The sequence below is a fragment of the Vagococcus vulneris genome, from assembly GCF_003950515.1.
In the GTDB taxonomy this organism is placed as follows: domain Bacteria; phylum Bacillota; class Bacilli; order Lactobacillales; family Vagococcaceae; genus Vagococcus; species Vagococcus vulneris.
Genome location: NZ_NGJS01000002.1, coordinates 19,019 through 35,950, shown reverse-complemented (window position 1 = coordinate 35,950; position 16,932 = coordinate 19,019). Strand labels below are relative to the sequence as shown.

Genomic DNA, 16,932 nt, shown 5'->3' with positions numbered 1-16,932 from the left:
TTATGTTAAAATAACTGTGTCTTTAAAATTTTGAAATTGGAGGTCTTGGTAGTTATGTTTTCAAATGATATACGATTGAAAAATTTGCAAGAAATGTCAGAGAAACAATTAGATGTATTAGTTATTGGTGGGGGGATTACTGGTGCTGGCATTATTTTGGATGCGGTTACACGAGGTTTGTCTGTTGGCTTAGTTGAGATGCGTGATTTTGCTTCAGGAACCTCTAGTCGGTCAACCAAACTTGTACATGGTGGATTACGGTATTTGGCACAGTTTGATGTTAAAACAGTCGCCGAAGTCGGACAAGAGCGTGCAATAGTTTATGAAAATGCTCCTCATGTAACAACACCTTTAAAAATGATGCTTCCTTTTTATAGTGGGGGAACTTTTGGTGCCTTTACAACAAGTATTGGATTAGATGTTTATGATCGCCTGGCACGTGTTAAAAAAGAAGAACGTAAATACATGTTAAGTCCCGAGGATTCGATTGTTAGAGAATCATATTTGAAAAAAGATGGTCTTAAAGGAACGGGTGTTTATGTTGAATATCGTACTGACGACGCACGATTGACCTTAGAAACGATAAAAAAAGCATCTGAATTAGGAGCTTATGCCGCAAATTACACAAAAGTAACTAAATTATTATACAGTCATGAAACTGGTCAAATCATCGGTGTACGTGTTTTGGATACAATAAATCATGTGGAATATCCTATCTATGCTAAACGAATTATTAATGCTTCTGGTCCTTGGGTGGATAATCTTCGTGAGTTGGACCGTTCAAAAACAGGTAAATTTCTGCATTTAACAAAAGGTGTTCACGTTGTTGTAGATAAATCCAAATTTCCAATTTCGAATGCGCTTTATTTTGATACACCTTACGAGGACAATCGAATGATGTTTGCTATCCCACGTGAAGGAAAAGTTTATATTGGAACAACGGATACTTTTTATGAAAAAAATCCAGCTGAACCAACGATAACATTAGATGATGTTACTTACATTATTGAAGGAACCAACCGTATGTTTGATATTGAGCCGCTAAAAGTTGAAGATGTTGAGTCCGCATGGGCAGGCGTCCGTCCTTTGATACATGAAGCTGGGAAAGACCCATCTGAGATTTCTCGACGAGATGAAATTTTTCATTCAGAAAGTGGTTTGTATTCAATCGCTGGTGGTAAGTTAACAGGTTACCGTAAAATGGCTGAGCAAATAGTTGATGCTGTAATGAAGGATTTAGCTAAGAATGAGGGATTTACATTTGTTGCCTGTGATACTGAAAATCTGCCTCTTTCTGGCGGTGAAGTCGGCGGTAGTCTTGGCTTTGAACATTTTGTGGAATTAATGGTTAAGCGCGGTGTAAACAATTTTAATTTAAATGAAGCAGATGCCGAAAAATTAGTTCATCGTTATGGTGCAAATGTTGATAAAGTCTATGAATATTTGATGGAAGAAAATTCAACCGAACTATCAGATTGTCAATATGCGATGCTGCAATACGGACTGGCACAAGAAATGGTTTTGCATCCAATTGACTTCTTACTTAGAAGAACAGGGAGTATGCTGTTTAATATCGAGGAGTGTCATGATATGGCCAAAGCAGTATGCGATGTGATGGCTGACTACTATCAATGGTCAGATAAAACATATGAGAAAGTCCAAAAAGATGTCTCAGAAGAATTTGAAAGACACACTATTTATAGATATTAAAAAAAGACTGATCTGACAAGTGCTATCTTTAAAGGTAAGCACAGGTCAGATTGGCCTTTTATTTTTCCAAAAAATCAAACGCTAAGCGATTAAAGGTGTTTGGTCGTAACATGGGGATTGAGTGTAGAGAATTCTTTATAATCTTAAGAGCCATGTTATTGATCGGTTCAACGTAGGCAATCATACTTGCAGTCGTAGTGATGTCATTGTCAGCAATGATGACTAATGTTGGAATCTCCCATTCTTCACGCTGTTTTTGAGTGATAGGAACATCTAACATCGTTAAATATATGACTCGTGCGCGCTTTTTCATGTGCAGTAAATATTTGGTTAGTGCATAAGCACCTTCAATAAACCATTGTTGTGTTCGCTTTAATTGGTTGTAAGTCATATTTGGTGATACTAAAATTAATTTATTGCAGCGCTCGGGAAACTGGGCACCAAATGCGAGACCGATATTCGCACCATCGCTGAAACCAATAACAGATAGTTGGTCAAAGGCTTCATTGTCCATAATTGCAACAATATCTTGCATGATATCATTATAATTTAAATCAGATGCATTATTGGACGAATGTCCGTGATCGCGTGTGTCCATTAAAATTAATTGATACTTCTTTTTGAAAAATTTAAGTTGTCTGTAAAAATATTTATGACTGTTACTGTTTCCGTGAATAAACAGCAACGGTTCTCCTTCACCAATGATTTTATAGTAAATATGTGTACCATCATAAGATGAAACTAATTTTTCAGACATAGTATAATCTCCTTAATTTACTGCTTTTAATTTGTATATCTTAGAAGGACGCCCAACACCAATTACTTTTTGTCCAACTTCTGTTAAAAAAGGCAATAATGATTTTTTAAAATTTGAATGATCGATATTCCGGTAATCTTCTCCCTGAAACTTGGCATAAAGTTTACGTGCTTGAGTAATAGTAAATGTATCACCCAACACTCTCAAGACTTGCGGTTCATGATACATCTTATTATACACGCGATTAAAGGCTTTTGTCACAATTACTGCATGGTCAAAAGCTAATGAATCTTTACCAAGTGATTCACCATTAATTAAATTTAGTTTAATTTGTGCTTTATTAGGATTGCTAAGTGTTAGTAAGTTTGCTGTACGCTTTACCGAAAACCATGAGGCGTCGGATGTTTTTTTTCCTGCAGTCAGTGGTTCTTCACCAATAAAGGCGAGATAGCTAATTGTGATGACCCATCCACGAGGGTCACGTCCTGGTGTACTAAAAGTATGTAGTTGCTCAATATTATTTCGCGTAATGTTTACACCTGTTTCTGCATATGTTTGGCGAATACAGCTTTCTGCTGTGGACATATTTTGTTGAACAAAACCACCAGGTAAGGCCCATGAATTTTGAAATGGATGTGTGTCTCTTTTAATCAAGAGAATTTTTAAATCATCTTCATCACGATTATAACAGAATAAGACAATATCAACCGTGACAGACGGAACGTCATGTGTAGGGAAATGCTGCTTCTTGTACCATGCTAAAAATTCGTTCTCTGGTACTTGAGTTTCATAATAGTGCTTTTCTTCTGAGGGATTGTTAAATGACGACATTGAAAACGCCCTTTCTTAAACAAATTATCATACTTAAGAGTATCATTTTCATAAAAAAAAATCACCTGTTTATCGGTAAATTTAGGTAAAAAAAACAAAAAAACAGCCGAAGCTGTTTTTTGTTTTAAAAAACTATCTAACAATTTTTGATCCTGAGCTAGTTCCTAAACGTGTTGCTCCAAGTTCTAGCATTTTTAAAGCATCTTCTTTAGTGCGAACCCCACCAGAAGCTTTGACTTCTGCTAAATCTTTAACAACGTTCTTCATTAATTTCACATCAGCAACAGTTGCTCCGCCGCTTGAAAAACCAGTTGAAGTTTTAACAAATTTTGCACCAGCATCCACTGCAAGTTGAGAAGCTTTAACTTTTTGTTCATCTGTTAATAGACATGTTTCAATGATGACTTTAACAATTGCTTTTTTGCCACAAGCTTTAACAACAGCAGCAATGTCATCTTTGACAACATCCTCTTTTCCAGCTTTTAATTCGCCAATATTGATAACCATGTCAATCTCAACAGCACCGTTTTTAATGGCGTCTTTTGCTTCAAAAACTTTAGTCGCAGTTGTATTTGCACCTAATGGGAAACCGACTACTGTACACACATTTACCCCTGAATCATTTAATAACTCGTGACATAATGGTACCCAATATGGATTAACACATACTGAAGCAACACCAAGTTCTTTAGCTTCTTTACATAATAATTTGATTTGTTCTTCTGATGTTTCAGGTAAAAGCATTGTATGATCTATAAATTTAGCAATATTGTCAAACTTTGTCATATTTCAATCTCCTCCGAAAATAAAAATTTTTCTACTATTTGTTCAATTATTATTTTATCATTTTATCTTTTAGTTGTCATAAGATTAGTGTTTAGAATAAATTAAAATGAGGAAATGCTAATAAAAGTGTTGACAATGATATATGATTTTGCGATAATTAATCCAATCTTAATAAAAAAACATAATGTTGATAAGAAGAGTACCTGTATCAAACTTTTTAATTAGAGACCTCGGTTGGTGAAAACGAGGATTAGTTTATATAGAGAAGATGGTCTTTGAGTTAAGAAAAATGAACTGTTTCCAGTAAATTTTTCTCGGGAGTTCCCGTTAGCGGACAGCAGTATTGAAAGAGTTTCTCTTGCGTACTGAGTGAGGTTATTATTGTGAAATAATAACGAATTAAGGTGGTTACACGAAACAATGCTTTCGTCCTTTGTTTACTTTTTTAGAATAAAAAGTAGATAAAGGACGGAGGCTTTTTTTGTAAATAGAAATTAGTAGGAGGGTAATATTATGGGGATTATTAATTTAAATCATGTAACTAAAAGATTTAAAACTAAGTCGGCGGATGTAACAGCAGTTAATAATGTCGACTTAACAATTGATACAGGTGAAATTTTTGGTATTATTGGATATTCCGGTGCGGGGAAGAGTACATTAATTCGACTTTTTAATAATTTAGAAACACCATCATCTGGTGAAGTTATTGTTAACGGACAGAATGTCAGCAAATTAAAAGGGCGCGGTCTCAGAGATTTTAGAAAAAAAGTCGGCATGATATTTCAACATTTTAATTTATTGTGGTCACGGACAGTAAAAGAGAATATCATACTGCCGATGGAATTAAGTAAAATACCAAAACAACAGCGTGAAACGAAGGCTCTAGAATTAATTAAATTGGTTGGTTTAGAAGGCAGAGAAGATGCATACCCAAGTCAACTGTCGGGGGGACAAAAACAGAGAGTGGGTATCGCACGTGCTTTAGCAAATGATCCGGAGATTTTACTCTGTGATGAGGCAACGAGTGCGCTAGATCCGCAGACTACAGATGAAGTATTAGATTTATTACTGGATATCAATAAAAAGTTAAATTTAACGATTGTTTTAATCACACATGAGATGCATGTTATTCGTAAAATCTGTCATCAAGTTGCGGTAATGGAACATGGTAAAATTGTTGAAATCGGTCAAGTTATCGATGTCTTTAAAAATCCGCAATCAATCGTAACTGCTAATTTTGTCAAACAGGATTCTGTTAATGATGAAGAAGAGAGCGGGGAAATTCTTAAGGAATTGATTCATACATATCCTGACGGAATGCTAGCACGTTTGATTTTTGAGGGAGAAAAAGCAACAGAAACGGTGATTAGTCAGGCAATTAGAGAATACCCGATTAATATAAATATTTTACAAGCAAATATTAGGCAAACTAATCACAGTTCATTTGGGACAATGTTGGTGCAAATTACTGGTCCTTCTGAGTTGTTAAGTGAAAGTTTAGTTTTCTTTGAGAAAAATGGTGTGGGAGTTGAGGTGATTCAATATGGATAAAAGTTTTACAGAAATGTATTTTAATTGGTCAGAAATCCAACCGGATGCATTTATAACAGCAACTAAAGAGACATTGTATATGACGATTGTCTCTACAATATTTGTTGCCATACTGGGATTGTTAATCGGGTTGATGCTATTTTATTTTAGTCAAAATCGTAAACCAATCAATCGCGTGTTGTACCTAGTTGTTTCGATTATTAGTAATACATTTAGATCAATTCCCTTTATCATATTAATTATTTTGTTATTTCCATTAACTAAAGCATTAATCGGTACGATGTTGGGACCGACAGCAGCATTGCCGGCATTGATTATTTCAGCGGCTCCTTTTTATGCACGGTTAGTTGATATTGCTTTTCGTGAAGTCGATTCAGGGGTTTTAGAAGCTAGTGAAGCAATGGGTGCTACAAAAGCACAGGTTATTTTTAAAGTACTGATTCCAGAGAGTTTGCCAGCACTAGTATCGGGAATTACGGTAACGACAATTACGATGATTGGATTTACCGCAATGGCAGGTGCTATTGGGTCAGGTGGACTAGGTTCTCTAGCATACCAAGGTGGCTTTATGGGAAATAAGTATACAATTATTATGTTAGCAACAGTTTTGATTTTGATTTTAGTTTTTATTATTCAATGGATTGGTGATACCATTGTAAAAAAAATAGATAAGCGATAATAAATTAGGAGGATTTCCGTATGAAAAAGAAATTATTGACATTAGGGTTACTAAGTTTAGTGACGATTGGACTTGTAGCTTGCGGCAGCAGTAAAGAAGGAGATAAAAAAGCTGATAGCGGGAAAAAATCAGATAATAAAACGATAGTGGTGGGTGCTTCGCCAACACCACATGCAGAAATCTTAGAGCAGGCTAAGCCGTTATTAAAAGAAAAAGGGTACGATTTGGATATTAAGGTATTTAATGACTACATCTTACCTAATAAGGCATTAGCAGAAAAAGAATTGGATGCAAATTATTTTCAACATATTCCGTATTTTAACCAAGAAGTAAAAGAAAAAGGATATGACTTTACTAATGCAGGTGCCGTTCATTTAGAAAAAATGGCATTTTATTCACAGAAAATAAAAGATATCAAAGAACTACCTGAAGGTGCAACAATTATTACGAGTAACTCAAATACCGACTGGGGTCGAATTATTACAATACTTCAAGATGCTGATTTAGTAAAGGTTAAAAAAGGTACTGATTTGACAACAGCCACTTTTGATGATATTGAAGAAAATCCTAAAAAGCTAAAATTCAAGCATGATATTGATCCTGCAATTTTAGCTACAGCCTATCAAAATAAAGAAGGCGATATGGTCGCAATTAATGCAAACTTTGCCGAAGGAATTGGCTTGAACCCAGAAAAAGATGGACTATTAGTTGAAAAAGATAATTCACCTTATGCAAATATTATTGTTGTTCGTACAGAAGATAAAGACAGTGCAAAAACAAAAGCATTAGTAGAAGCTTTGCATGATGAAAAAATCAAAAAATTTGTCGATGAAAAATGGAAAGGTACCATTAAAATTGTCGACTAATAGCTTGATTAGCAGTTGGAAAATATTTCTGACTGCTTTTTTATTTGTTGTGAGTATGCCTAAGATAGTGCATATTATAAGTATGTAAACAAGCGTATACATCAGATTATAGGCGATGTACATTTTAATAATCAGACAAAAGAAGTTTGATGTTCTATCCTAAAACTACCAGGAGGTAATAAAGTGAATCTAAGTAAACAATTAAAAAATTATCGGGAATTGAGTGGATTATCTCAGGAATAACTTGCTGAAAAAATTTATGTAACTAGACAAACTGTCTCTAAATGGGAAAATGATAAAACCTATCCTGATATTCATAATTTAATTGCACTGAGTATTCTTTTTGATATCTCTTTAGATGAATTAGTGAAGGGAGATATAGAAAAAATGAAAAACGATGTAGCAAACAAAGAAATGAATGCAGACACAAAAGGCATTTTGATTTTTTTAGTATTAACGTTACTTATCGGCGTGCCAAGTATTATTATTTTTGGATGGAAAGGGGTAATACCGTTCTTACTTTTATGGGCAATCAGTATGTTTTTTGCATACCGTGTAGAGAAAACTAAGAAGAAGTATAATCTAAAAACTTATCAAGAAATTATCGCTTTTTCTGAAGGATCAAAAGATTTAGAAGTATTAATCAAACAGCGTGATGAGAAAAACACTTAAAACAAAAAGCCGTTATTGTTATCATCTTCAGTTTAATTAGTGCTGTTTTAGCTTTAATTATTACAGGTATTACTCTTTTCTTGATGAACTAAGACTATCAAACGCATGCCGATAAAGGGGATGTGTTTTTTTACGATCTCATGACGATCTTAGTGTATAAAGATTAGTGGAGTGTATCAAATCAAATGAAAAATAGGTATAATATAGGCTAAAGAATATAAGGGGTGATCTGATGCTCGATAGATTAAAGTACTTACCAAAAAACCAGCATCGTTTATTTACTATAGTTAATATTATCTATGTGTTAGTTCTTGCAGCAAGTATCTGGTTTGCAAATGCGGAAGTAATGTTTATCTTACTCATTGTACTTGGTATAGTAATTGATAGTTACTTCATACCTAAAGCTGAGACAGGTAAGAAAAAATGGATTATTTGGGATGTTATATTTTATGGGTTGGCTGTCTTTGCTGTTGTATATCTGTATAATAGGTATTAATAAACTTTTATTTAGGAGGAGTTACAATGTCTGGTTCACTTGAGGATTTAAGACGTCTGCTCGCATTAGCTGATGCCGGATTAATGTATGGACGTGATGTGTTTGACAAAGAGCGTTATCAAGAAATGAAAAGCATATTAACTAAAATGATTGGTGAGTACACAAGCTTAGATGACGGAAAAATAAAATGTGTGCTCGACAAAGAAGAAGGATATCCTACTCCAAAGGTAGATGTACGTGCTTTTATTGAAGATAACGACGGTAAAATACTATTAGTTCAAGATATTAAAAGTCGCGAATGGTCATTACCTGGGGGGTATGCGGATATCGGTTATTCGGCGGCAGAAAATGTGATAAAAGAGGTCTTTGAGGAAACTGGTTATCATGTTGCTGTTGATAAATTAGCAGGAATTTTTGATACAGATAAACGAAAAGATATTCCACAATTATTTCAATATTATAAATTATTTTTCAACTGCACAGTGTTGGATGGCACATTTATGTCAAATAATGAAACGGCCGCATGTGATTTTTTTGATATAAAGAATCTGCCAAAATTATCTGAAAAGCGAACAACATATGAACAACTGTGCACCTTAAAAAATAGGAAAGATATGTATTTAGAATAAAAAAAAGTTGCCGGTATTTTATAAAGCCGACAACTTTTTATTTTTATTTATATGTGTTAAAAGATAAACAACTATTTAAATAATACCTAGCAATGTCGCAGATAGAGGGACAACGATAACTGTGATAACTCCGATGATTACCACGGAAATACTAGCCATAGCTGTTTCTGTTTCTCCGATTTCCATCGCTACTGCCACACCGAGTGCATGTCCGGCTGCGCCTAATGCTAAACCTTTTGCGATTGGATCTTTGACACGGAATAATTTTAAAGCCGCTTGTCCGAGTGCATAAACGATTACCGCGTTAAAGATAACTGAGAAGGCTGTGATTGAAGCAATACCACCGACAGACTCTGCAACTGGAATTGCAATCGCTGTTGTTGCTGCTTGTGGAAGCAATGATGCCATCATTTGCGGATTCATTTGAATCAGTTTTCCAACACCGACAATACTGATGACTGAAATCAGTGAACCAATGGTAATTGCTGCTGTAATTTCAAGCCAATATTTTTTCAACACATCGCGTTTCTTATAAAGTGGAATAGCAAAAGCAATTGTCGCTGGTTCTAAGAAGAAGCTGATCATCTTACCGCCTTCGCTATATTCTTCATAGCTGATTCCAGTTACTTTAAGAATGACAACACCTAAAATCATAGCAACGAATAAAGGTGTGAATAAGAAAAATTTATTTGTTTTTTTAAATAAGAATGTTCCAATTCCGAAAACTACAAATGAGATAATAATACCGACATATGGATTCATAATGAGTCAACCTCTTTCTTTATTGTTTAACTGCTTCAACAGCTGCAGTAACTTTGACTTTTTTAGATTTTTTAGCATTATGGGCACGGCGAACTTTTAATAAGTAATCAGCACTCCAACCGATTAGTGCAAGTAGGACAAACGTTGCAACGAAAATAATCAGCAAGATTTGAATACCATTTGTTCGCATAATATCGATTGAGTTGATCAATGAAATACCAGAAGGAACAAATAAGAATGAAATGATTGTTGATAGATTATTACTCAAGCCTTCAACCTGTTCTAATTTAACAACTTTGGTACAAAGGGCAACAAATAATAGAATAAGACCGATAACTGAAGCAGGCATTGGAATCGGCAAAATTGCTGAAATTCCGTAAGAGATTAAGATGATTAATGAAAAAATAAATGCTTGTTCTAAAAATGTTGCAGCTTTCTTAACTTCCACTGTTTTTGTTTCAGTGTTTACTTTTCGTTGTGTATTTTCCATGATTGATTCGCTCCTTTTCTCTTTTGACACTCTTAGTATATAAGAAAGCCCTTTAATTGAGCGGGAAAATACGTCAATTGACATGTGTAGAACGTAACTTACAAAAAAAAGCCCCTGAAATACATTGATTCAGAGGCAGAGTTATTTAATAAATTTTTCAGGCGGCTAATTTAACCCAAAACGTTCTTTTAATCGTTTCACATAGGATCGGCTAACAGGAACTTTCAGACCATTATCTAAAGTAACTTGTAACGTATTATTAAACCATGGTTGAATTTCTTGGACCTTGGTAGTATTAAGTATGTAACTGCGATGCGTCTTAAAGAAAGTATCATCCGGTAATTTTTGTTCGATTCCACTGAGGGTACCGGTTGTCTGATAGATGTCGTGTAGCGTATGGACGCTTAATTCGCGGTCTTCCACTGATACAAGGTAGATTTCTTTTGGATGAATTAAGTAGATACGGTCCTCACCTTGAATAGGGATAGTGTCTAAGGCACCAGTTTGAGCAGCCTCATTAACTGCTGTATTTGGTTGTTTTTCCCCACAATTAGTGATGGCTTTATCTAAAGCATTATGAATAACTTTCTCTTCAAAGGGCTTCAAAACATAGTCGTTAGCGTTTACTTGAAACGCTTTTAACGCATAATCATCATAGGCCGTTGCGAAGATTAAATAGGGCGGTTTTTTTAATTTTAATAATTTATCGGCTAAGTCAAAACCGCTCTCGTCAGTCAAGTGTATATCCAAAAATATGATATCAGGTTTTTTATCCATCATGGCATTCATCGCATCTTCAACAGAGTCAGCTTCGGCAATGCTATCAATACCATCATATAAAGACACGAGATAATGTAGTTCCTCTCGTGCTAATGGTTCATCATCGACTAATAAAACATGCATAACTATCAAATCCTCTCAAATATTATGATTCATCTGTATGGCAAGGGAAGATTAAGGTGAATACAGTACCTCCCTCATGGCGATTTTCAACAATAAATTGACTATCAGTACCGAATAAATTCTCTAAACGTTTTGCCAAATTTTCTAGAGCTGTTCCCGTTCCCTTAGCCGAACTAACCGGCTGCTTTCCAATCAACTTGATATGATCTTCAGGAATACCAACACCGTTATCAGTTACCGAAACATGTAGCAATTGATTTTTTAAGTAAATAGCAACTGTCGCATGGTTATTACTTTTTCGTCCATTAAAGGCATGCTTAATCGCATTTTCCACTAATATTTGGACGGCGTAAGGCGGTACTAATACATCATCTAATTGATCTTCGATATCAAAAGTAATATCAAAGCGATTGGGGAATCGAGCTTGTTCCAAGGATAAGTAGGCATCAACTTGGGTTAATTCCTGTTTAAGTGAGATTAGTGTATGTCTCGCACCTTGCAAATTACCTCGGAAATAAGTACTTAACTGCAACAGCAATTCTCGTGCTCTATCACTGTCTCGCCTCATTAAAGCAGATATGGTATTGATGGCATTAAAGAAAAAATGTGGATTGACTTGAGCCTGTAGTGACTTGATTTCAGCTTCCTTCAGGAGTTTCGATTGAACCTCAGCCTCGCCAAGTTCGATTTGAGATGAAAAGATTGTTCCCAAGCCCTCAGCCAACTGTTCTTCTACGTGAGTTAATTGACTCGCATCAGTAAAATACATTTTTAAAGTTCCAACAATTCTTTTTTGGACAATTAAAGGAATGACAATGGCTGCTTCCAATGGGCAATTAGGATGGGAACATCCGATATCATGTTTATGGTGAACAATCGACATTTTACCCGTCCGCAAGACGTTTCTTGATAACTCTGTGATAACCTCTAATTCTGGTATGTGATGATCGCTTCCGGCACCGACATGTGCGAGAATTTGATGACTGTCGGTAATGCTAATGGCACTTACTTTGGTATAATGTTTAATTATTTTTGCCGCCTCTTGGCTCGAATGTTCATGCAGACCTTCACGGAAATATGGTAGTGTTTGTGCAGCTAAATCAAGAACATCATGGGTCTGTACAGCTTTTGCTTGTTCTTCTTGTTTTAGAGTGATAGTTAAAATAGATAGAAAGATAAAATTGCCGATACTATTTAAAACAATCATCGGCAGTCCGATTAATTTTACTAATTGGATCCCATGATCAAGATTACTGCTGGTAAAAAACATAACGAAAAGCATTTGAATCGATTCCATAAATGCACCGATTATAGCCCCTTTCGTTGGTGAAGGAAATTGCCCTGAGCGCGCAAACTTTTTACCCAGCCAACCAGCTAAAACTCCGACTAATATAGAAGATGGAATGTAGAAAAAGCTGTTGGTACTGCCTTGGAGCATGCGGTGCGTGCCGGCGAAAAGTCCGACTCCAGCGCCTACGAATGGTCCGCTTACGATACCCGATACCCCAATAGCCAGTGTCCGAGTATTCGCAATGGATGTATCCGGTGCTATATTTGTAAGAATATTACTCGGAATGATTTTATTATTTGTGATTTCGATTCCTGTCAGATTGGCGATATAGGTAAATAGTGAAAAAACGATAATTAACTGTAATTTTGATGATAGTTTTTCACGGCTGAGCAGTACTTTTTTGAAGTATGGGACATTAACGAGTAAAAAAGCTAATAGAATAATCAGTCCGACGCGTTCCATCATGAGTATAAATAGTTCAAACATCATTTAGCCTCCGTTACTTGTATGAACCTGTTATTTTATGTCCTTTATAGTGTATAGCGAAATAGCATGAATGTATAGAGAAACATCTTATTTAAATTAATTATTAATAAGAAAGATTACTATATTAGTAGCTTTTGCATGTTTTATCCGATTTGGTTAAACTTAGTGTTTGAAATAGGTTCTCAATTAGGCTAAAATTATAATGTAGTTTATAAATAGTTGGAGGGATATCAATGTCCGTTTTAGAGATAAAAGACTTACACGTGTCGATTGAAGACAAAAAGATTTTAAAAGGCGTTAACTTAACCATGAAAACTGGTGAAATTCACGCAATCATGGGACCAAATGGAACTGGTAAATCAACGTTATCAGCAGCAATAATGGGTAACCCTAATTATGAAGTTACGCAAGGGGAAATTCTTTTAGACGGGGAAAATGTCCTAGATATGGAAGTTGATGAGCGTGCTCGTGCGGGACTATTTTTAGCCGTACAATACCCAAGTGAAATTCCAGGAATCACGAATGCTGAATTCATGCGTGCTGCGATTAACTCAAAACGTCCAGAAGATGATAAAATGTCAGTTATGGACTTTTTAGATAAATTAGATGAAAAAATGGATTTATTAGATATGCCGGAAGAAATGGCAGAACGCTATTTAAATGAAGGTTTTTCCGGTGGTGAAAAGAAACGAAATGAAATTCTACAATTATTAATGTTAGAACCGACTTTTGCGATTTTAGATGAAATCGACTCAGGCTTGGACATTGATGCTTTACAAGTTGTATCAAAAGGTGTCAACGAAATGCGTGGTGATAATTTCGGAGCTTTAATTATTACGCACTATCAACGTCTGTTAAACTATATCGTACCAGATGTAGTTCATATTATGATGGAAGGCCGTGTTGTTAAAACTGGCGGACCTGAATTAGCTAAACGTCTGGAAGCTGAAGGATATAAAGGTATCAGCGAAGAGTTAGGTATCGAACTTAAAGAAGATCAACACTAAAAAGAGGAGGACAAGATAAAATGGAACGTTTAGAATTAAAAAACTATCTTGACGAAATCACTCTTTTCTCAGCCAGTCAGGAAGAACCAAGCTGGATGTTAGATATTCGTAAAAAAGCGCTAGCTCTAGCTGAAGAATTACCATTACCAGTGATTGAACGTGTGAAATTTCACCGTTGGCCATTAATGAAAGTACGAGAACTAAATGAAGAAGAATTAGGTGAACCTGTTATGCCGGCATTTGATGAGTTGGGTGATAACCCGATGATTATTCAAGGCCGCACAACTACACATTACGAACAAATGCCGACTGAATTATCAGAAAAAGGCGTTATCTTTACGGATATTTTTACAGCAATCAGAGAGTATCCCGAATTAATAAAAGAATATTACATGACCAAAGCTGTTGAAATCGGTGAAGACCGATTAACTGCTTTCCATGCTGCCTTTATGAATGGCGGTGTATTCTTATATGTGCCGAAAAATGTCGTAGTAAAAGATGTTTTTGAAGCTATTTTCCATCACAATAATTTAGACAGCAGTATTTATGCTAAACATGTCTTGATTGTTGCGGAAGAAAACAGCGAAATTAGCTACTTAGAACGTATTCAGTCATTCGGCAATACAAAAGAAAAATTATCAGCCAATATCGTGGTTGAAGTTATTGCTAAACCAGGCGCTAAAGTTAAGTTTGCTGCGATTGACCGTCTTGGTGAAACAGTCAGCACTTATATGAACCGTCGCGGCTATATTTTGCGCGATGCTAGTATTGATTGGGCATTAGGTATTTTAAATGACGGAGATGTTATCGCTGATTTTGATTCTGATTTAATCGGTAAAGGCTCCCATTCAGAAGTGAAGGTTGTTGCTATCAGTTCTGGACGTCAACGTCAAGGAATTGATACGCGCGTAACCAACAAAGCATCACACTCAATCGGTCACATCTTGCAGCATGGTGTTGTTCGCGAACGCGGAGCACTGACATTTAACGGAATCGGTCACATTATCAAAGGGGCAAAAGGCGCTGACGCGCAACAAGAAAGCCGTGTCTTAATGCTTTCTGATAAAGCTCGCGGTGATGCCAATCCAATTCTGCTAATTGATGAATTTGAAGTAACTGCCGGACACGCAGCTAGTGCGGGTCGCTTAGATCCAGATGATTTGTATTATTTAATGAGTCGTGGATTACCGCAAAAAGAGGCAGAACGCTTAGTAACACGTGGCTTTCTCGGTTCAGTTATTACAGCAATTCCAGTTAAACGTGTCCGTGACGAGCTTGTTAACGTGATTGATAGAAAGCTGGTTGACTAAATGATTCGACATGACATTCGGAAAGATTTTCCGATTTTATTTCAGGAAGTGAATGATGAACGTCTCGTCTATTTAGATAATGCGGCCACAACACAAAAGCCGCGTCAAGTTTTAAATGCTCTATTAAAATACTACGAGTTGGATAATGCCAATGTTCATCGCGGTGTGCATACTTTAGCCGAACGGGCAACAAGCGAATATGAAGCATCTCGTGAAAAAGTTCGTCGTTTTATAAACGCCAAAGAAACGGCAGAAGTTATTTTTACAAGAGGTACGACAACTAGTCTGAATTGGGCGGCACAGAGCCTTGGCGATGTAGTGATTGAAAAAGGCGATAAAATTGTCATATCACAAATGGAACATCATTCAAATGTTGTTCCGTGGCAAGAATTGGCTAAACGTAAAGAAGCTGAATTGATTTACATCAATTTAACAGCGGATGGTGAATTAGATATGGATGACGCGACAACCAAAATACAACCGGGTGTTAAAATTGTCTCAATTACTCATGCCTCAAATGTTTTAGGTGTAATCAATCCAATCAAAGAATTAGCTGATTTAGCCCATGATGCCGGAGCGGTGATGGTCGTTGACGGTGCACAGAGTACACCACATATGCTAGTTGATGTCCAAACGTTGGACTGTGACCTTTATGCTTTCAGCGGGCATAAATTGTGTGCGCCAACAGGTATCGGTGTTTTGTATGGCAAACGTGCTTGGTTGGAAAAAATGGAGCCTGTAGAATTCGGCGGTGAGATGATTGATTTTGTCTATCATGATCACAGTACCTGGGCAGAGCTGCCTTATAAATTTGAAGCCGGCACGCCTAATATAGCCGGAGCAATTGGTTTAGGTGCAGCAATTGATTACTTAAATGAACTTGGCATGGATAATATCCATCATTATGAGCAAGAGTTAGTTAAGTATGTTTTACCAAAAATGCAAGCAATCGATGGTCTGACTATTTACGGGCCGAAAGACGCAGCAAAACATACTGGTGTGATTGCATTTAATATCGATGGTCTGCATCCACATGATGTTTCGACAGCCTTAGATATGGAAGGTGTCGCAGTCAGAGCCGGCCATCATTGTGCACAACCATTATTAAGTTACTTAGACGTGCAATCAACAGCACGTGCTAGTTTTTATTTTTACAATACTAAAGAAGATGCTGATCGCTTAGTTGAAGCGATTTTGGCAACAAAGGAGTTCTTTTCAAATGGCCTTATCTAGATTAGATAATTTATACCGACAAGTCATCCTTGATCATACCACTAATCCGCATAATAAAGGCGTTATCGAACACGCAACCAGTACTGTTGAGTTGAATAATCCAACATGCGGCGACGTGATTCAGCTACAAATGACTGTTGACGGCGGCGTCATTACTGACGTTAAATTTGATGGACATGGCTGTTCAATCAGTATGGCTAGTGCCAGTATGATGACTGAGGCGGTTAAAGGCAAGACTGAAAAAGAAGCCATGGAAATTATTGGCAGTTTCTTAGAACTAGTTCAGGGAGAAGAATTAGATAAAGCACACAAGAAACAATTAGGTGATGCCCAAATGTTATCAGGTGTCGCTAAGTTTCCAGCACGTATTAAATGTGCCACTTTATCTTGGAAAGCACTTGAACGAGGTATTATTCAAGAAACTGAGACAATAACTGCTGAACAAGAACATACTGAAGAGTAGAGGAGTGTAA

Annotated in this window: 18 protein-coding genes, 1 pseudogene and 1 other annotated feature; of the genes and pseudogenes, 12 read left to right on the top strand and 7 right to left on the bottom strand. The window is 36.2% G+C overall.

Translation table 11 applies throughout. The annotated features are described in order from the left end of the window. Positions 1-54: 54 nt before the first annotated feature. On the top strand, positions 55-1,710 hold the full coding sequence (locus tag CBF37_RS01720; RefSeq protein ID WP_125982997.1) for a glycerol-3-phosphate dehydrogenase/oxidase: 1,656 nt from the start codon (positions 55-57) through the stop codon (positions 1,708-1,710). Positions 1,711-1,768: 58 nt separating this feature from the next. Here the strand turns inward: CBF37_RS01720 and CBF37_RS01715 are convergent, their stop codons facing one another. From CBF37_RS01715 to deoC, 3 genes are all read right to left on the bottom strand, one after another. Further along, on the bottom strand, positions 1,769-2,467 hold the full coding sequence (locus CBF37_RS01715) for an alpha/beta fold hydrolase (protein WP_125982996.1): 699 nt from the start codon (positions 2,465-2,467) through the stop codon (positions 1,769-1,771). A gap of 12 nt (positions 2,468-2,479) precedes the next feature. Further along, positions 2,480-3,298 (bottom strand): NUDIX hydrolase, encoded by an 819-nt coding sequence (locus CBF37_RS01710; protein WP_125982995.1) that lies wholly within the window; start codon positions 3,296-3,298, stop codon positions 2,480-2,482. A 132-nt stretch (positions 3,299-3,430) separates the two neighbouring features. Further along, a complete protein-coding gene (gene deoC, locus CBF37_RS01705) occupies positions 3,431-4,084 on the bottom strand; it encodes a deoxyribose-phosphate aldolase (protein ID WP_125982994.1) in 654 nt (217 codons plus the stop codon). 178 nt (positions 4,085-4,262) lie between these two features. Then, positions 4,263-4,521 (top strand) — a binding site (T-box leader). 76 nt (positions 4,522-4,597) lie between these two features. Here deoC and CBF37_RS01700 point away from each other — a divergent pair. From CBF37_RS01700 to CBF37_RS01675, 7 genes and pseudogenes are all read left to right on the top strand, one after another. After that, positions 4,598-5,635 carry a methionine ABC transporter ATP-binding protein gene (locus tag CBF37_RS01700; protein WP_125982993.1) on the top strand — a complete coding sequence of 346 codons (1,038 nt, stop codon included), beginning with the start codon at positions 4,598-4,600 and terminating at the stop codon, positions 5,633-5,635. Then, the gene (locus tag CBF37_RS01695; RefSeq protein WP_125982992.1) at positions 5,628-6,314 is read left to right on the top strand and encodes a methionine ABC transporter permease; all 687 of its coding nucleotides are present in this window, start codon (positions 5,628-5,630) and stop codon (positions 6,312-6,314) included. The genes CBF37_RS01700 and CBF37_RS01695 overlap by 8 nt, the downstream gene beginning before the upstream one ends. Positions 6,315-6,334: 20 nt before the next feature. After that, positions 6,335-7,180 carry a MetQ/NlpA family ABC transporter substrate-binding protein gene (locus tag CBF37_RS01690; RefSeq protein WP_125982991.1) on the top strand — a complete coding sequence of 282 codons (846 nt, stop codon included), beginning with the start codon at positions 6,335-6,337 and terminating at the stop codon, positions 7,178-7,180. 255 nt (positions 7,181-7,435) lie between these two features. Then, positions 7,436-7,489: pseudogene (locus CBF37_RS11930) on the top strand (hypothetical protein); the annotation flags it as partial. Between the two features lie 78 nt (positions 7,490-7,567). Further along, positions 7,568-7,852 (top strand): hypothetical protein, encoded by a 285-nt coding sequence (locus tag CBF37_RS11900; protein WP_338067335.1) that lies wholly within the window; start codon positions 7,568-7,570, stop codon positions 7,850-7,852. A gap of 232 nt (positions 7,853-8,084) precedes the next feature. After that, complete coding sequence (locus CBF37_RS01680) at positions 8,085-8,348, top strand: hypothetical protein (RefSeq protein ID WP_125982990.1); 264 nt, start codon at positions 8,085-8,087, stop codon at positions 8,346-8,348. A gap of 26 nt (positions 8,349-8,374) precedes the next feature. After that, complete coding sequence (locus CBF37_RS01675) at positions 8,375-8,977, top strand: NUDIX hydrolase (protein ID WP_125982989.1); 603 nt, start codon at positions 8,375-8,377, stop codon at positions 8,975-8,977. 75 nt (positions 8,978-9,052) lie between these two features. Here CBF37_RS01675 and lrgB read toward each other — a convergent pair whose 3' ends face one another. The 4 genes from lrgB to CBF37_RS01655 all read right to left on the bottom strand — a co-directional run bounded on the left by lrgB (position 9,053) and on the right by CBF37_RS01655 (position 12,909). Next, positions 9,053-9,739 carry an antiholin-like protein LrgB gene (gene lrgB, locus CBF37_RS01670; protein WP_125982988.1) on the bottom strand — a complete coding sequence of 229 codons (687 nt, stop codon included), beginning with the start codon at positions 9,737-9,739 and terminating at the stop codon, positions 9,053-9,055. Positions 9,740-9,758: 19 nt separating this feature from the next. Continuing rightward, complete coding sequence (gene lrgA / locus CBF37_RS01665) at positions 9,759-10,229, bottom strand: antiholin-like murein hydrolase modulator LrgA (RefSeq protein WP_125982987.1); 471 nt, start codon at positions 10,227-10,229, stop codon at positions 9,759-9,761. A gap of 165 nt (positions 10,230-10,394) precedes the next feature. Further along, positions 10,395-11,132: a LytR/AlgR family response regulator transcription factor gene (locus CBF37_RS01660; RefSeq protein WP_125982986.1), complete on the bottom strand. Its 738-nt coding sequence runs from the start codon at positions 11,130-11,132 to the stop codon at positions 10,395-10,397. Between the two features lie 22 nt (positions 11,133-11,154). Continuing rightward, a complete protein-coding gene (locus CBF37_RS01655; RefSeq protein WP_125982985.1) occupies positions 11,155-12,909 on the bottom strand; it encodes a sensor histidine kinase in 1,755 nt (584 codons plus the stop codon). A 233-nt stretch (positions 12,910-13,142) separates the two neighbouring features. Between CBF37_RS01655 and sufC the strand changes: the two genes are divergently transcribed. From sufC to sufU, 4 genes are read left to right on the top strand one after another with little or no spacing between them, the layout of a single operon-like run. Continuing rightward, positions 13,143-13,916 carry a Fe-S cluster assembly ATPase SufC gene (gene sufC / locus CBF37_RS01650; RefSeq protein ID WP_125982984.1) on the top strand — a complete coding sequence of 258 codons (774 nt, stop codon included), beginning with the start codon at positions 13,143-13,145 and terminating at the stop codon, positions 13,914-13,916. A gap of 20 nt (positions 13,917-13,936) precedes the next feature. Beyond that, positions 13,937-15,226 carry a Fe-S cluster assembly protein SufD gene (gene sufD / locus CBF37_RS01645; protein ID WP_125982983.1) on the top strand — a complete coding sequence of 430 codons (1,290 nt, stop codon included), beginning with the start codon at positions 13,937-13,939 and terminating at the stop codon, positions 15,224-15,226. Further along, positions 15,227-16,459, top strand: coding sequence for a cysteine desulfurase (locus CBF37_RS01640; RefSeq protein WP_125982982.1), 1,233 nt, complete (start codon positions 15,227-15,229; stop codon positions 16,457-16,459). Next, positions 16,446-16,922 carry a Fe-S cluster assembly sulfur transfer protein SufU gene (gene sufU, locus CBF37_RS01635; protein WP_125982981.1) on the top strand — a complete coding sequence of 159 codons (477 nt, stop codon included), beginning with the start codon at positions 16,446-16,448 and terminating at the stop codon, positions 16,920-16,922. The genes CBF37_RS01640 and sufU overlap by 14 nt, the downstream gene beginning before the upstream one ends. The last annotated feature ends 10 nt before the right edge of the window (positions 16,923-16,932 follow it).

Bases quoted from the DNA above. Each gene is read 5' to 3' on its own strand.
- sufC (WP_125982984.1), top strand. From the start codon at position 13,143: ATGTCCGTTTTAGAGATAAAAGACTTACACGTGTCGATTGAAGACAAA.
- deoC (WP_125982994.1), bottom strand. From the start codon at position 4,084: ATGACAAAGTTTGACAATATTGCTAAATTTATAGATCATACAATGCTT.
- CBF37_RS01715 (WP_125982996.1), bottom strand. From the start codon at position 2,467: ATGTCTGAAAAATTAGTTTCATCTTATGATGGTACACATATTTACTAT.
- CBF37_RS11900 (WP_338067335.1), top strand. From the start codon at position 7,568: ATGAAAAACGATGTAGCAAACAAAGAAATGAATGCAGACACAAAAGGC.
- CBF37_RS01680 (WP_125982990.1), top strand. From the start codon at position 8,085: ATGCTCGATAGATTAAAGTACTTACCAAAAAACCAGCATCGTTTATTT.
- CBF37_RS01640 (WP_125982982.1), top strand. From the start codon at position 15,227: ATGATTCGACATGACATTCGGAAAGATTTTCCGATTTTATTTCAGGAA.
- sufD (WP_125982983.1), top strand. From the start codon at position 13,937: ATGGAACGTTTAGAATTAAAAAACTATCTTGACGAAATCACTCTTTTC.
- CBF37_RS01700 (WP_125982993.1), top strand. From the start codon at position 4,598: ATGGGGATTATTAATTTAAATCATGTAACTAAAAGATTTAAAACTAAG.
- CBF37_RS01710 (WP_125982995.1), bottom strand. From the start codon at position 3,298: ATGTCGTCATTTAACAATCCCTCAGAAGAAAAGCACTATTATGAAACT.
- CBF37_RS01720 (WP_125982997.1), top strand. From the start codon at position 55: ATGTTTTCAAATGATATACGATTGAAAAATTTGCAAGAAATGTCAGAG.
- CBF37_RS01675 (WP_125982989.1), top strand. From the start codon at position 8,375: ATGTCTGGTTCACTTGAGGATTTAAGACGTCTGCTCGCATTAGCTGAT.
- sufU (WP_125982981.1), top strand. From the start codon at position 16,446: ATGGCCTTATCTAGATTAGATAATTTATACCGACAAGTCATCCTTGAT.
- CBF37_RS01695 (WP_125982992.1), top strand. From the start codon at position 5,628: ATGGATAAAAGTTTTACAGAAATGTATTTTAATTGGTCAGAAATCCAA.
- lrgB (WP_125982988.1), bottom strand. From the start codon at position 9,739: ATGAATCCATATGTCGGTATTATTATCTCATTTGTAGTTTTCGGAATT.
- CBF37_RS01690 (WP_125982991.1), top strand. From the start codon at position 6,335: ATGAAAAAGAAATTATTGACATTAGGGTTACTAAGTTTAGTGACGATT.
- CBF37_RS01655 (WP_125982985.1), bottom strand. From the start codon at position 12,909: ATGTTTGAACTATTTATACTCATGATGGAACGCGTCGGACTGATTATT.
- lrgA (WP_125982987.1), bottom strand. From the start codon at position 10,229: ATGGAAAATACACAACGAAAAGTAAACACTGAAACAAAAACAGTGGAA.
- CBF37_RS01660 (WP_125982986.1), bottom strand. From the start codon at position 11,132: ATGCATGTTTTATTAGTCGATGATGAACCATTAGCACGAGAGGAACTA.